This window comes from Nitratireductor sp. L15S-10, from assembly GCF_045011005.1.
Lineage (GTDB): Bacteria > Pseudomonadota > Alphaproteobacteria > Rhizobiales > Rhizobiaceae > Nitratireductor.
On the sequence record NZ_CP120674.1, the window covers coordinates 928,827 to 942,032 of the forward strand.

12 protein-coding genes and 1 tRNA gene are annotated in these 13,206 nt (G+C 59.9%); 5 read left to right on the forward strand and 8 right to left on the reverse strand.

Going from position 1 to position 13,206, the window contains the following annotated elements; translation table 11 throughout:
- Positions 1-28 precede the first annotated feature (28 nt).
- The 5 genes from P2W41_RS04515 to argH form a co-directional block, all read right to left on the reverse strand.
- Positions 29-2,596: a TIGR02302 family protein gene (locus tag P2W41_RS04515; RefSeq protein WP_404934420.1), complete on the reverse strand. Its 2,568-nt coding sequence runs from the start codon at positions 2,594-2,596 to the stop codon at positions 29-31.
- Positions 2,589-2,717 (reverse strand): hypothetical protein, encoded by a 129-nt coding sequence (locus tag P2W41_RS04520; RefSeq protein WP_404934421.1) that lies wholly within the window; start codon positions 2,715-2,717, stop codon positions 2,589-2,591. The genes P2W41_RS04515 and P2W41_RS04520 overlap by 8 nt, the downstream gene beginning before the upstream one ends.
- A gap of 1 nt (position 2,718) precedes the next feature.
- Complete coding sequence (lysA, locus tag P2W41_RS04525; RefSeq protein ID WP_404934422.1) at positions 2,719-3,990, reverse strand: diaminopimelate decarboxylase; 1,272 nt, start codon at positions 3,988-3,990, stop codon at positions 2,719-2,721.
- Positions 3,991-4,064: 74 nt separating this feature from the next.
- Positions 4,065-4,268 carry a lipoprotein gene (locus P2W41_RS04530; RefSeq protein ID WP_292897476.1) on the reverse strand — a complete coding sequence of 68 codons (204 nt, stop codon included), beginning with the start codon at positions 4,266-4,268 and terminating at the stop codon, positions 4,065-4,067.
- Positions 4,269-4,304: 36 nt separating this feature from the next.
- Positions 4,305-5,726 carry an argininosuccinate lyase gene (gene argH / locus P2W41_RS04535; protein ID WP_292897474.1) on the reverse strand — a complete coding sequence of 474 codons (1,422 nt, stop codon included), beginning with the start codon at positions 5,724-5,726 and terminating at the stop codon, positions 4,305-4,307.
- A 32-nt stretch (positions 5,727-5,758) separates the two neighbouring features.
- On the opposite strand from argH, the gene tlpA reads away from it, so the two are divergent.
- Positions 5,759-6,439: a thiol:disulfide interchange protein TlpA gene (gene tlpA / locus P2W41_RS04540; RefSeq protein ID WP_404934423.1), complete on the forward strand. Its 681-nt coding sequence runs from the start codon at positions 5,759-5,761 to the stop codon at positions 6,437-6,439.
- 65 nt (positions 6,440-6,504) lie between these two features.
- Here the strand turns inward: tlpA and P2W41_RS04545 are convergent, their stop codons facing one another.
- The gene (locus tag P2W41_RS04545; protein WP_292897470.1) at positions 6,505-6,861 is read right to left on the reverse strand and encodes a 6-carboxytetrahydropterin synthase; all 357 of its coding nucleotides are present in this window, start codon (positions 6,859-6,861) and stop codon (positions 6,505-6,507) included.
- A gap of 273 nt (positions 6,862-7,134) precedes the next feature.
- On the opposite strand from P2W41_RS04545, the gene P2W41_RS04550 reads away from it, so the two are divergent.
- Both P2W41_RS04550 and P2W41_RS04555 read left to right on the forward strand, forming a co-directional pair.
- On the forward strand, positions 7,135-7,662 hold the full coding sequence (locus P2W41_RS04550; protein ID WP_292897468.1) for an oxidoreductase: 528 nt from the start codon (positions 7,135-7,137) through the stop codon (positions 7,660-7,662).
- A gap of 44 nt (positions 7,663-7,706) precedes the next feature.
- A complete protein-coding gene (locus tag P2W41_RS04555; RefSeq protein ID WP_292897466.1) occupies positions 7,707-10,103 on the forward strand; it encodes a bifunctional diguanylate cyclase/phosphodiesterase in 2,397 nt (798 codons plus the stop codon).
- Positions 10,104-10,128: 25 nt separating this feature from the next.
- On the opposite strand, the gene P2W41_RS04560 is transcribed toward P2W41_RS04555, so the two are convergent.
- Both P2W41_RS04560 and P2W41_RS04565 read right to left on the reverse strand, forming a co-directional pair.
- On the reverse strand, positions 10,129-11,754 hold the full coding sequence (locus P2W41_RS04560; protein WP_404934424.1) for an AMP-binding protein: 1,626 nt from the start codon (positions 11,752-11,754) through the stop codon (positions 10,129-10,131).
- 48 nt (positions 11,755-11,802) lie between these two features.
- Positions 11,803-11,887, reverse strand: a tRNA-Leu gene (locus P2W41_RS04565).
- 157 nt (positions 11,888-12,044) lie between these two features.
- On the opposite strand from P2W41_RS04565, the gene P2W41_RS04570 reads away from it, so the two are divergent.
- Together P2W41_RS04570 and P2W41_RS04575 are read left to right on the forward strand one after the other, a co-directional pair.
- Positions 12,045-12,626 (forward strand): YqaA family protein, encoded by a 582-nt coding sequence (locus tag P2W41_RS04570; RefSeq protein ID WP_292897462.1) that lies wholly within the window; start codon positions 12,045-12,047, stop codon positions 12,624-12,626.
- Between the two features lie 9 nt (positions 12,627-12,635).
- On the forward strand, positions 12,636-13,142 hold the full coding sequence (locus P2W41_RS04575; protein WP_292897460.1) for a disulfide bond formation protein B: 507 nt from the start codon (positions 12,636-12,638) through the stop codon (positions 13,140-13,142).
- Positions 13,143-13,206: the final 64 nt, after the last annotated feature.

A 13,206-nucleotide genomic window follows, 5' to 3' on the forward strand; every position in this document is an offset into this window, starting at 1 on the left:
GCGCTTCATCATCTGCGCCAGCCGCGGATCACTGCATGTCGAGCAGCCGCTCGAGATATTCCTTTTCGAGCGCGGGGCTCAAGGCATCACCGAGGCGTTTGCGGATTGCTTCGAGGATACGGCGCGCGCGCTGGGTGTCGATCTCATCTGGGACCTCGACGGAATCGCCGAAATCCGGGCCGGTGGTCGCCTGAGGGCGACCGAGCGGGTCGCGCCCATTGTTGCTTTGTCGAAAACCCTGTTCGCCGCCGCCCTGCTCGCCGCGCATGGCCTGCTGCAACTGGTTCATCATATCCTGCGCGCCGCGGCGCAGCGCTTCCAGCGCGCGTCCCTGCTCGCCGACGGCCTGCTCGCCTTCGCCTTCCCCAAGCGCACCTTCGGCTTCACCCATGGCTTCGCCGGCTTCACCAAACCCTTCACCCGGCCTGATGCCCAGTCCCTCGAGGCCCTTCATGAGGCTTTCCAGATCCTGCCGTAGCGTGCCCTGACCCTGTTGCAGGCCGCGCATGGCATCGGCGAACTCCTGCGGTGACATGCCCTGACCTTCACCGGGCTGCTGGCCGTTACCCCGGCCCTGCTGCCCCTGCTGACCCTGGCCCTCTTGCCCCTCCCCGTTTCGCTGCCCGCGCTGCATCTGGTCCATGCGGAAGGTTTCGTTCATCAGTTCCTGCTGACGCCGCATCAGATTCCCGAGCTCGTCCATCTGCTGACGCATTTCCGATTGCTGATTGCCGGACTGCCCCTGCTGGGACCGGCCTGCCTGCAGATTGTTCATCATGTTTTCGAGTTGCGAAAGCAGCTCCTGAGCCCGATCGCGGGCCCCGGACCTGGCCAGTTCTTCGATTTGGTCGAGCATCCGATCCAGGTCGTTCTGGTTCAGCATCTGGCTGTTTTCCGGCAATTGCTGCGCCATGTTCGGGTTCTGCTGCGCGCGTTCGGCGAATTCACGGAGGAACTCCTGCATGGCGCTTCGCAACTCGTCCATGAGGCGGGCGATCTCCTCATCGCTCGCGCCTTCCTCCAATGCGTTCTTCAGTGCCTCTTGCGCCTGCCGCAAACGTTTTTCAGCGGCCGTCAGGTCGCCATCTTCGATGATGAGAGCAATCTCCCAGAGGTAGTCCACCACATCCCGGAGCTGGTCGTCTGTTTGGGCCGTTTCCAGCCTTGACCGTGCTGCGGAGATGCCAAGAAACTGAGAGAGGTCTTTCAGGGTTTCTTCGGGCCAGGTCACGACTGCATCCATCATGGCCAGCACGCGGGGCTTCTTGTTGGCATCGAGCGCCAGGGTGCGACGCTGTTCGATCAGAGCTTTGGCGAGCGGGTTGGTGAATGTACGCTCAGGCAGGGTGAAGAGCTTTGCCTCGCTTCGCGCCTCCTGTCCGGCATCGTCCACGGCGCGCAGGCTCATCTTCACGGAACTGCCGGCCCATGGGTGTTCAGTGAGGTCGCGCGAGGTTTTTGCGGCAACGGTGCGGCCATCGCGGCGCGGCAGCGTCAGAGGCAGATCGGGAGCGCTGTAAAGGGGGCGTGCATCGGGAGCATTGTATGCCTGTTCGAACAGGGCTTGTGCTTCCGCCGGTCCATAGTCATCCTCGATTTCATAGGCGAGCTCCAAAGCGCCGTTTACGGCTCGCCTGGGATCTTCTGCAAAGCGGATTTCCGGCGGATTGTCGGGCGTGACCGAGAAAAGCCAGCCTTCTATCTCCTGACCGTCGCGTTTCAGGCGTAGTTTTCCGTCCTCCGTCAATGTTGCAGTAAATCGCCGGGCGGATGTGTCCACCGACAGAGCTTCGCTCTGGGAAGCGCCCTCCGGGGCGATCGGGCTTTCTGTGTCGTCGGCAGAAAGGTAGGAGAGCGTTTCTGTGCCCGAACCACCGGTCACTCGGAGGGCGAGTATGCTGCCGTGCGGAGCGGTGAAGTGCTCTGTCTCCCGATTGGCTTCGGCCGTCAGGTAGATCGGCGCGCGGCGCGTATAGGTGGGAGGGGTCACCCAGGCGTCAACGCGCGGCGGCACGACTTCGGCGCCGCCATGCGCCCGGAAGGCGTCCAGGAGGCTGCCACCATAGGGGCCGCTGGAGAAGGCTGCCGCGATCACCAGAAGCAGGGCGGCAGCGGCGCGCAGACCCCAGGGATCTCTCTCCGGAACGCCGGTTTTGGGTAGGTCGCCACGGAGATTGACGAGCTTGCCGGCCATTCGTTTTTGGTGCTCTCGCCAAAGCGCTTCGGCAAAACCGTCACGATTTCCTGCAGGGTGATCGGACTGGGCCGCGACAGGTTCATGGGCGAGCTGGTTGGCGCGCTCGATGCGTTTGTCGATCTCTGCGGGCGTTGGGCGTCGGAAGTTTCGCAACGGCCAGAGTGAGGCAACACCAAGCAGTCCGAGACTTGCGACAACGCCGTAGCGCGCAGTGTCGGGCATAAGCCGAAAGAGGCCAAGCCAGGAAATGCTCAGGAACAGGCTGATAACGACCAGAAGAGGCAGGATGCGCGGCCAGAAGCGCTCCATGGTCATGGTGAGGCGCGTGGCAAAACGGGTGCGGGCAAGCCGGATGAAGCGGCTGCGTGTGCGTTCATGCCCAGGGGTTGTTTCAGCCATAGACGCTCTCAGCATGGTGCCGTAGCGCACGTGAATCGCGCGCCCTGTCCTTTACAAGGATAGCAGCAAACCGGGCGAAGGCGAGGCGATACGCGAAATTGTGATCCGCGTATCGTGCCATTTCAATCCGTGAGCCAATCCGGTATCGAATCAAGACCGATCAGCTCTTCATGGCTGGGGCGGGCCCGAATCACATGGAACCGGTCCCCATTCACGAGCACTTCTGGCACCAGTGGGCGCGAATTGTAGGTGCTGGCCTGAACAGCGCCATAGGCGCCCGCGGAGCCAATGGCGATGAGATCGCCTGCTTTGAGCTGTGGAAGCTTGCGGTCGAGTGCGAGATAGTCACCGGTTTCGCAGACCGGGCCCACCACGTCGGCGATCATGCTTCCGGCCTCCTTCCGCGTCTCGGCGACCGGTCGGATGGAATGGAAGGCTTCATAGAGAGTCGGGCGGATGAGGTCGTTCATTGCCGCGTCGACGATGACAAAGTTCTTTGCTTCGCCTTCCTTCACATAGATCACTTCGGAGACGAGAACGCCGGCATTGGCGGCAATCAAACGGCCCGGTTCGAGCATGACCTTGAGGCCGAGCTTCTTCATGTGCTTGCGCACCACTTCGGCATAGGCGGTGGGGAGGGGAGGCTGGTCGCCATCTTCCGCATAGGGGACGCCGAGTCCGCCGCCGAGGTCCACATGTTCAATGGCGTGGCCGTCGGTGCGCAGGGTTTCGGTCAATTCCGTCAGAAGGGCAAACGCGTCGTCGAAGGGCTGCAATTCGGTGATCTGGCTGCCGATATGCATGTCGATGCCGGTCACCTTCACGCCTGGAAGCCCGGCGGCGCGTGCATAGGCGGCTCGCGCATCCTTCCAGCCGATGCCGAACTTGTTCTCCGCCTTGCCGGTGGAGATCTTCTTGTGGGTTTTGGCGTCGACGTCCGGGTTGATGCGCAGCGATATGTTGGCCGTGAGCCCCAGGGCGGTGGCGCGGGCTGAAAGCTGCTCAAGCTCGGGCATCGATTCGACGTTGAAGCAGAGAATGCCGGCCTTGAGCGCGAAGTCCATTTCACGCGATGTCTTGCCAACACCGGAAAACAGGATCTTGCCAGCGGGAACGCCGGCGGCCAGCGCACGGCGCAGCTCACCTTCCGAAACGACATCCATACCCGCGCCAAGACGGGCAAGCGTGGTGAGAACAGCCTGGTTGGAATTCGCCTTCATGGCGTAGCAGACAAGCGCTTCAAGGCCTTCGAAAGCTTCCGAAAAGACACGGTAATGGCGTGTCAGCGTTGCCGTTGAATAGCAATAGAACGGTGTGCCAACGGCTTCCGCGATGGCGGGCACCGGCACGTCTTCGGCATAAAGTACGCCGTCACGGTATTCGAAATGATTCACGACATCATACTTTCGGCTGCGCAATGGGACGCGGGCTGACACCGCTATGCGGCGCAAGCTCTTTCTAAACTGCTCTAGAGGAGGCCATCGAGAATGAAGGGGCGGTCTTTAACCGGTTTCTCCGGCGCTGGCGGCACAGGCTGGTCGTTGCGCTCAGCTTCCTTGCGCGCATCCACCGCCGCCTCATAGGGCGAATCAAGCGGTGCCTTGCGCCCACAGGCGGCAAGGCCCAGCGCGAGACCGAGCATGACAAGGGTGAGCGTGCGGCGGGCCGTCATGAGCGTTCCATTCCTCGAAAGTGCGTGCGCTGCGTTTTAGCGCTTTTTGCCGGGGGTTGCATCCCGTTTCAAACGTTTCTTCCAGTAACGTATCTGGCGACGCACCTCGGCAGGTGCCGTTCCTCCGTAGGAGGTCCGGCTCTTGACGGAGTTTCCAACCGAGAGAACCGAGAATACGCCTTCGTTTATCGCCGGATTAATCGCCTGCAGGTCTTCCAGCGCAAGTTTTTCCAGCCCGCACTTCTTTTCCTCGGCAAGCGCCACAGCGCGGCCCGTCACGTGATGGGCTTCACGGAACGGCAGCCCCGCCTCGCGCACCAGCCAATCGGCAAGGTCCGTGGCGGTTGAGAAACCGGCACCAGCGGCTTTTCTCATGGCCTGCGTGTTGATCTCCATGTCGCCGACCATGCCGGTCATTGCTGCGAGCATCAGGTCGAGCGTCTCGGCAGCGTCGAAGACGGCTTCCTTGTCTTCCTGCATATCCTTCGAATAGGCGAGGGGAAGCCCCTTCATCACCGTCAGCAGCGCAATGAGATCGCCGTTGATGCGGCCGGTCTTGGCGCGGATCAGCTCGGCCGCGTCCGGGTTCTTCTTCTGCGGCATGATGGAAGAGCCGGTGGAGAAGGAGTCGGACAGGCGCACGAACCCGAACTGCGGGGTTGACCAGATGACGATTTCCTCGGCCAGGCGCGAAAGATGTGTGGCGCAGATGGCCGAGACCGACAGGAATTCAAGAGCGAAATCGCGGTCCGAGACAGTGTCGATGGAATTGCGCGTCGGCTCGCGGAAATCGAGCGCTTCGGCCGTCATTTGCCGGTCGACGGGGAAGCCTGTGCCGGCAAGTGCAGCGACGCCGATCGGGCTCTCGTCGAGGCGTTCGATGGCGTCACGAACACGGGAACGGTCGCGGCCGAACATTTCGACATAGGCCATCATGTGATGGCCGAAGGTGACCGGTTGCGCCGACTGGAGATGCGTGAAGCCCGGCATCACGCTGGCGGCGTGCTCTTCGGCGCGGGTGAGAAACGCTTCGATGAGACCGCCAAGAGCGGCATCGATGCGCTGCAGCTCTTCCTTGACCCAGAGCCGGAAATCGAGCGCCACCTGATCGTTGCGCGAGCGCGCGGTGTGAAGGCGCCCGGCAGCAGGACCAATCAGCTCCGCCAGCCGTGCCTCGACATTCATGTGAATGTCCTCAAGCTGCGCGGAGAAGGTGAATTTTCCGGCCTCGATCTCTGACAGGATCGTGTTCAGCCCGTGAACAATCTTTTTTTCGTCTTCCGCCGAAATTATGCCAGTCTTCGCCAGCATTGCGGCATGGGCCAGACTGCCACGGATGTCCTGGGTATAAAGCTTCCTGTCGAAGCCGATGGATGCGTTGATCGCCTCCATGACGGCATCGGGTCCTGAGGCAAAACGTCCACCCCACATGCGGTTGCTGGCTTGGTCTTCGCTCATCATGATAACCGGGCGCTAGTGTGGAAAAAAGAATGTCGAAGCAGAAACAAAAATTCCCGGCACTCCGTCTGGTCGTCCTGGCTGTTGCTGCGGGCGCCATCGCGGGTGCGATTGCGGTATACGTGAAGGGCGGGCTGGATGGCAACACGGCGGCGACGCCGATTGTTGCCGAGGCCGGCAATGCAGCCTGTTCTGCCAAGCAGGCCAAAGCCAAAACAGTGGGCGATGCGGCAACGGGTCACGTCGCGGCGATGCTTGCAGCCGATCCGCCCCGGTCTCTCAAAAACCTCGGGTTTAACGGACCCGATGGCAACCGGATGACGGTGGCGGATTTTTCGGGTCGGGTAGTGTTGATGAACCTATGGGCGACATGGTGTACCCCATGCCGGGAGGAAATGCCGGCACTCGACGCGCTGCAGGCCGCAAAGGGTTCCGACAGGTTTGAGGTTGTTGCGGTAAATGTGGATCGTGGCGATGATGAAAAGCCCACGACCTTCCTTCAGGAGACGGGTATCAGATCTCTCTCCTATTACCGGGATGCTTCAATGAAGATCTTCAATGACCTGAAGAGCCAGGGGCTGGCGCTGGGGCTGCCGGTAACATTGCTGATTGGCGAAGACGGTTGTCTGCTGGCGCATATGAACGGCCCCGCGGAATGGGGGAGCCCGGATGCCGAGCGGCTGGTGGAAGCGGCTCTATCGGATTCAGACTAACGCGCACTCGGGGAGCACTGCTCCCCGACATTGCGATGAAGAAGCTGAACGGCTGTCAGGGGTTCCTAGGCCGCTTTGGCTGGCTGATAAATGCAGCCTTCTGCCTGCCCGTCGGCACCCCGTTTCAGTTCAACACGGTGGAGAGCCGGGGATTTTTCCGCGAGTTTGTCGTAGATCCACTTAGCCAGGTTCTCGAGCGAGGGCACGGAGAGGCCTTCGATGTCGTTGAGGTAGGTGTGGTCGAGGATCTTGTGTATCTCGTCGATCTGCTTCTCTACTTCGTAGAGGTTGGCGGCCCAGCCATAGACAGGATCCGGCTCGCCGACGAGATGGACCGAGACCTTGAAGGAATGACCGTGAAGGCCTGAATAGGGCTCCAGTTTGTGTGCTGCCTCGAAGGTGAACTCTTTGTACGTTTCCACTTCCTAAACCCCTGATCTCGAAAATATTTCTTGCTTTTGGGCGTCTGAATTTCCCGTAGTCTACCGCATCGGGAAACGTTTGGACCTGCGACCGTTATGCGAGCCGGCACGCCTGATGTATAGTCCTTTAGGCCTAGAGCTTTGTCATCGGTTGAGTGGTGTGTCAATCGCAGGCGGCATGTGTTGCAAATGAGCCCGCCGTTAACCTGTTGTTTGGTTAGCCGACACTATCATTGGCCGCGTTGGGGTTTACGCCAGTAAAGAGGCACAAAAATGTACAATAAAAAGCTCGCGGGAGGCTGGTTTGCGGTAGCAGCAATTCTGCTCTTCTCGTTTGTCACTCCCGCTTTCGCCCAGGATGCCGCTCTGCCAAAACCGCAGGGCGATGTCATCCTGACGATTGATGGCAATATCGGTGCAACCAATGGTGATGGTGTCGCCGATTTCGATCTGGCAATGCTCGAGGCACTCAAGTCCGCGAAGATCCGGACCAGCACCCCATGGTTCGACGGTGTCGTCGAGTTCGAAGGTGCTTTGCTCTCCGAGCTGATGACCCTCGTCGAGGCGAGTGGTGAAGAGGTGGTTGTTACCGCGCTGAACGATTACCAGGCGCCGGTACCGATCGCAGACTTTGCGGCGCATGGCACGATTCTCGCCTACAAGAGGGATGGGAATTACATGCCGATCAGTGACAAGGGCCCGCTCTTCATCATTTATCCGTATGATTCCGACCCGGAAATCAACACGCAGAAATTCTATTCGCGTTCCGTTTGGCAGGTTCGACGCTTTACCGTCCGGTAGGCGTCTGACAGGCTTTGCCCATGTCGGACCCGGAGACAAGAAAAATGAGGCGCCGCACAGCATCGCGCGTGGTGCAGACAGTGCTGTCCATCGGGATGGTCGCGCTGGCCGTTGCGGCGCTCTACATTTCAGTCCTGGTTTTTCAGCGCCAGGAAGCTCTTACGCAGATCTTTCGCTACAACATTGCCTATAGCGCAAGCCAGGGCATGAACGAACTTCTGCGTTTCCGGCAGAGGTTGACGGCCATGTTGGTCGAGCCGCCGCAGGCCAGCAAGCAGGATGTGGAACTGCGCTACCAGATCATGATGAGCAGGCTCAGCCTCTTTGAGCAGGGCGAGTTTGTGAACTTTGTCTCCGTCATGCCTGAAAACAAGGAGACAGTCGACGAGCTCGCTTCAGCGTTGCGGCAGATCGGTGGCTTCATTGACGACATCGATCAACATGAGAACGCGCAGCTGGCGCTTGACCTCACGGCTCCGCTTGAGAGCAAGATGGTGGCTCTGGCGTCCAAAGCCAACGAGTATGGCGCCACCGCACAGGCCAAGGACCAGGGAGAGCTTCTCAGGCTCCACTGGTTGTTCTCTGCGTTGGCGCTTTCGCTTGTCATCACCGGTTTTATTTTTATAGCGATGCTGAGGTGGCAACACCGGCTGCAAATCAGCGTTCAGCAACGGCTCAAGGCAACCAACGAAGACCTTTTGCGGACAAGTGCGGAACTGAGCGACAGTGCTCAGGCGGCTCGACGTGCCAATGAGGAACTGATCACCCAGAACCTGTTGTTCAACACCGCGCTGAACAACATGTCCCACGGCCTTTGCATGTTCGATGCCGAGGGTCGGCTCATTGTCAGCAATCAGAAAATGGAGCGGATCTACGGACTGACGCAGGAACAGCTCAAACTCGGGACCTCACTGAACGCTCTGATCGGGCATATGGTCGAGGCTGGCGCAAGCGCAGAGGACGAGGCGGAGCAGCTTGCGCATTTGCAATCGCGGCTCATTGAGCAGAACCGTTCAGACACACTCACCCAGGAACTGCGAGACGGCCGCACGATCCTGATTTCGCATCAGCCGATGCGGGGCGGCGGCTGGGTGGCCACCTACGAGGACATTACCGAACGCCACAAGGCGCAGGCCCAGGTGGCCTATATGGCCCGACACGATACGCTTACTGACCTGCCAAACCGCCTGATGATGCGCGAGCAACTGGAGGAGATACTCGTCAGCAGCAACGAACGTGGCCTGTCCACGGCGGTCATGTGCGTCGATCTCGACAATTTCAAAAGCATCAACGACACGCTCGGGCATCCCGTCGGTGATGCATTGCTCCGAGCGGTGGCGGGACGGATCCGCAATACGGTGCGTGAAGCGGATGCGGTTGCGCGCCTTGGTGGTGACGAATTCGTCGTGGTGCAGGGCAACATTGAAAAGCCAGAGCAGGCGAGCAGTCTTGCCAAGCGCCTCATCGATGCACTCGACGAACCCTACATCATTGAAGGACACCAGGTGCTGACCGGCGCGAGCGTCGGCATCGCCGTCGCCGCACCGGGACGTGAGGCGGCGGACGACCTGCTGATGCAGGCCGATGTGGCGCTTTATCAGGCCAAGGGTGACGGTCGCGGTGTGTTCCGCTTCTATGAGGAGGGGATGAACAAGCGTCTTCAGCGACGCCGAGCGCTCGAGGCAGAACTTCGGTCAGCCAATCTGGACGAGCAGTTTCATCTGGTTTTTCAGCCGATCATCGGTCTGGGCACAAACAAGGTGACGACGTTTGAGGCGCTGTTGCGATGGACACATCCGGTTCATGGCTCCGTTCCGCCGGACGAATTCATCGGAATTGCGGAAGATACCGGTGCAATTGTCCAGTTGGGCGAATGGGTTTTGCGGCAGGTTTGTCTGGAAATGAAGTCGTTGCCCGATGACATCAGCATTGCTGCCAATCTGTCTCCCATGCAGTTCAAACGGGATGATATCGTCGAAACCGTAGCGCGTGTGCTTGTTGACACCGACACGCCGGCGAACCGACTCGAACTCGAGATCACAGAAACTCTGCTGCTTGAAGACAATCGGAAACTGCATACGGATCTCCGGCGCCTTCGCCAGCTCGGCACGCGGATATCACTCGACGATTTCGGCACCGGGTATTCATCGCTCAGCTACCTGCAGAAGTTTGCTTTCGACAAAGTGAAGATCGACAGGCTTTTCATCAAGGAAATCACCAAAAGCGCGGATCAGGCCGCCATCGTGCAGACCATCGTCAATCTGGCTTTCACGCTTGGCATGACAACAGTCGTTGAAGGTGTCGAAATGGAAGAGCAATTGCGCATTATCCGTGCAATGGGATGCGATGAGGCGCAGGGCAACCTCTTCAGCAAGCCGATCCTCGCCAAGGACATTCCCGCATTCCTCGACGAACACAAACGCAGACGCTACGCAGCCTGAAGCGTCGCCGGCGCGCAAAATGCCGCTATTCGTTTCTCGCACGTTCCCGGAACAGGCGACGGATGACCTTGCCGGTCGTTGTCAAAGGCATTGATTCCACGAAGGCAATTTCTCGGGGGTATTCATGGGCTGAAAGACGCTCTCTGACCCACAGCCGGATTTCATCCGCCAGCGCGTCGCTGGGCTCTATGCCGTCGTGCAGAACGATGTAGGCCTTGACGATCTCGGTTCGCACGGAATCCGGCTTGCCCACGGCGGCGGCAAGCGCGACCTTGGGGTGAGCGGTCAGGCAGTCCTCGATCTCGGTCGGCCCGATGCGGTATCCAGCCGATGTGATGACGTCGTCGTCGCGCCCCACGAAATGGAAGTACCCGTCCTCGTCGCGAACACCCTGATCGCCTGTGGTCATCCAGTCTCCGACGAATTTCTGACGGGTTGCCGCTTCATTTTCCCAGTATCCGAGAAACATCACCGGGTCGGGCCGCAGAACGGCAATATCGCCGGCCTCACCATCGCGAACAGGTCTGCCCTGATCATCGATGATTGCAACGCGATGGCCGGGAACGGGAAGGCCGATGGCACCGGGTTTGCCAGCCCCCAGCGCATGACAGGACGAAAGGACCAGATTGCATTCGGTCTGACCGTAAAACTCGTTGATGTGAAGCCCCAGTTCGCCGCGGGCCCACTCGAAGGTCTCTCGACCCAGAGCTTCTCCGCCGGAGCCGATGGTGCGCAACGGGAGTTCGAAACGTTTCCGAATGCCTGAGACCGCCTTGAGCATGCGCAGCGCGGTCGGAGGGATGAAGGCGTTGCGCACTTTCATCTTCTCCATGAGGCCGAGGGCTGTTTGTGGGTCGAATTTTTCGAACCGCGCCGCTACCACCGGAGTACCGAGATAGAGCCCGGGTAAGAGGACGTTGAGAAGACCGCCTGCCCAGGCCCAGTCGGCGGGTGTCCACAGAAGATCGTGGTTCCGGGGCAGGAACTCGTGGTGAAACTGGACGCCGGGCAGGTGTCCGAGCAGAACGCGATGCCCGTGCAGAGCACCTTTCGGTGGACCGGTGGTGCCGGATGTGAAGATCATCATCGCCGGGTCGTCAGGGCCGGTGCTGGCAGGGGCAAAGGGACCGGGATTGTCTGCAATCAGCTTGTGAAAATCCTCAGCTCCGCCCCCAGCGCCATCCACGCAGATGGCCAACTGCAGCGCAGGCAGGCGATCGCGTATGCGCGCGACTTTCGCGAGGCCGTCGCCGGTGGTGATGACGGCCGCCGCTCCTGCACTGAAAAGCCGGTATTCGAGAGCTTCCGGGCCAAAAAGGAGGGCGAGCGGTACGGCAATAGCACCGAGCTTGTAGATGGCAGCGTGGGCAATCGCAGTCTCGAAGGATTGTGGCAACAGGAGCGCTACCCGCTCCCCCCGCCTTATTCCGGCTTTTGCAAGACCGGCCGCCAGGCCATCCGATCGAGCCGCAAGGTCTCCATAGGTCAGTGTTGCTGGGCTGGCGCTGCCGCGATGTTCGAAGAGCGCAATACGCTCAGGCGCACGCAGAGCCCATGCATTCGAGATTGCGACACCGATGTTGAAAGTCTCGGGAATGCTCCAGCGGAACTCATCGTAAAGCTGTCGATAGCTTTCGCGCCGTTCAAGCATGGCCGTGCTGTTCCTCCCCCTGTCCTGCACCGCAATGCTTCGGGGAAGTGGTGCCCCTGGCCGGACTCGAACCAGCACTCCTTGCGGAACTCGATTTTGAGTCGAGCGCGTCTACCAATTCCGCCACAGGGGCCCGCCGCGAACGGCCGGACAGGTTGCGGACTATACGGGGAAGCGGGCTTCCGTCAACACTTCAGGTCGCAAATCCTCACGCTTGTCGCGTCTTTCACCATCGCCGTTGCGCCAGGCTCCGGCAGCGGTTAGACAAAACACCTCATTGAGGGCCTCCCATGCTTCGCAAACTCTATGACTGGACCATGTCGCTCGCTGCCACACGGCATGCGGAGAAGGCACTTGGATCCGTGTCTTTCATTGAAAGTTCGGTCTTCCCCATTCCGCCGGATGTGCTGTTGATCCCAATGGTGCTGTCGGAGCGCGCGAAATGGCTGCGCTATGCGTTGATCTGTACGGTGAGTTCCGTCCTTGGTGCGCTTCTTGGATATGCAATTGGCGCCTTTCTTTACGAGACGGTCGGGCAGCCGATCCTGGCCTTCTACGGCAAGGAAAATGCTTTTGAGCAGGTGGCCGGCTGGTATAATGAGTGGGGCGGCTGGGGGGTGCTTTTTGCTGCCGTCACGCCGTTCCCCTACAAGGTGCTGACGATTTTCTCCGGCGCCACTGGTCTCAATCTTCTGGTGTTCGTCGTCGTCTCGGTGCTCGGTCGCGGGCTTCGCTTTTTCCTGGTTTCGTGGCTGCTCTACAAGTTCGGAGCGCCGATTCGGACATTTATCGAGAAGAACCTTGGCCTTCTTTTCACCCTTTTCATGGTTTTGCTGATCGGCGGCTTCGTTGCCATTCGATACGTTTTCTAGAGGCCCCTGATGTCCCTTACTGCTCCCACCGGTGCTACACAAACCCTGAGCGCCGGACTGCTTGTTTTCGGTCTGGCCGCAACCGTGGGCATAGCGCTCGGCTTCGAGCATATCGGTGGCTACCTTCCCTGCATGCTGTGCCTTGAGCAACGTACGCCTTACTATATTGGCGTGCCGCTGATGCTGCTTGCGCTTCTGGCGTCATGGCTGAAGGCGCCTCCGCTCATCACGCGCGGGCTGTTGCTGATCGGTGGTGCACTGATGCTCTATGGAATGGCGCTGGGTATCTACCATTCCGGGGTGGAGTGGAAATGGTGGGAAGGCCCGGCCGACTGCGGCGCCGGTGCTGCCAGCCAGAACCTCGGCGGCAATCTGCTCGACCAGTTGAACGCGGTGATTCCCCCATCCTGCAGCGAAGCAGCGGGGCGTTTTCTGGGGCTTTCATTTGCTGGCTGGAACGTGCTTGTGAGCGCTTTTTGGGCCTTCGTGGCACTGCGGGCGGCATTCAAGCGCTAGAGCGTTTCATTCTTCCTGGAGTGTTTTGGGGCTTCGTGGAATGTTTTAGGGGCCCCGCTCCCTG

Excerpts from the sequence above, each read along its gene's own strand:
- P2W41_RS04515 (WP_404934420.1), bottom strand. The coding sequence starts at position 2,596 with ATGGCTGAAACAACCCCTGGGCATGAACGCACACGCAGCCGCTTCATC.
- P2W41_RS04520 (WP_404934421.1), bottom strand. The coding sequence starts at position 2,717 with ATGGCACGATACGCGGATCACAATTTCGCGTATCGCCTCGCCTTCGCC.
- P2W41_RS04530 (WP_292897476.1), bottom strand. The coding sequence starts at position 4,268 with ATGACGGCCCGCCGCACGCTCACCCTTGTCATGCTCGGTCTCGCGCTG.
- argH (WP_292897474.1), bottom strand. The coding sequence starts at position 5,726 with ATGAGCGAAGACCAAGCCAGCAACCGCATGTGGGGTGGACGTTTTGCC.
- tlpA (WP_404934423.1), top strand. The coding sequence starts at position 5,759 with ATGTCGAAGCAGAAACAAAAATTCCCGGCACTCCGTCTGGTCGTCCTG.
- P2W41_RS04550 (WP_292897468.1), top strand. The coding sequence starts at position 7,135 with ATGTACAATAAAAAGCTCGCGGGAGGCTGGTTTGCGGTAGCAGCAATT.
- P2W41_RS04555 (WP_292897466.1), top strand. The coding sequence starts at position 7,707 with ATGAGGCGCCGCACAGCATCGCGCGTGGTGCAGACAGTGCTGTCCATC.
- P2W41_RS04560 (WP_404934424.1), bottom strand. The coding sequence starts at position 11,754 with ATGCTTGAACGGCGCGAAAGCTATCGACAGCTTTACGATGAGTTCCGC.
- P2W41_RS04570 (WP_292897462.1), top strand. The coding sequence starts at position 12,045 with ATGCTTCGCAAACTCTATGACTGGACCATGTCGCTCGCTGCCACACGG.
- P2W41_RS04575 (WP_292897460.1), top strand. The coding sequence starts at position 12,636 with ATGTCCCTTACTGCTCCCACCGGTGCTACACAAACCCTGAGCGCCGGA.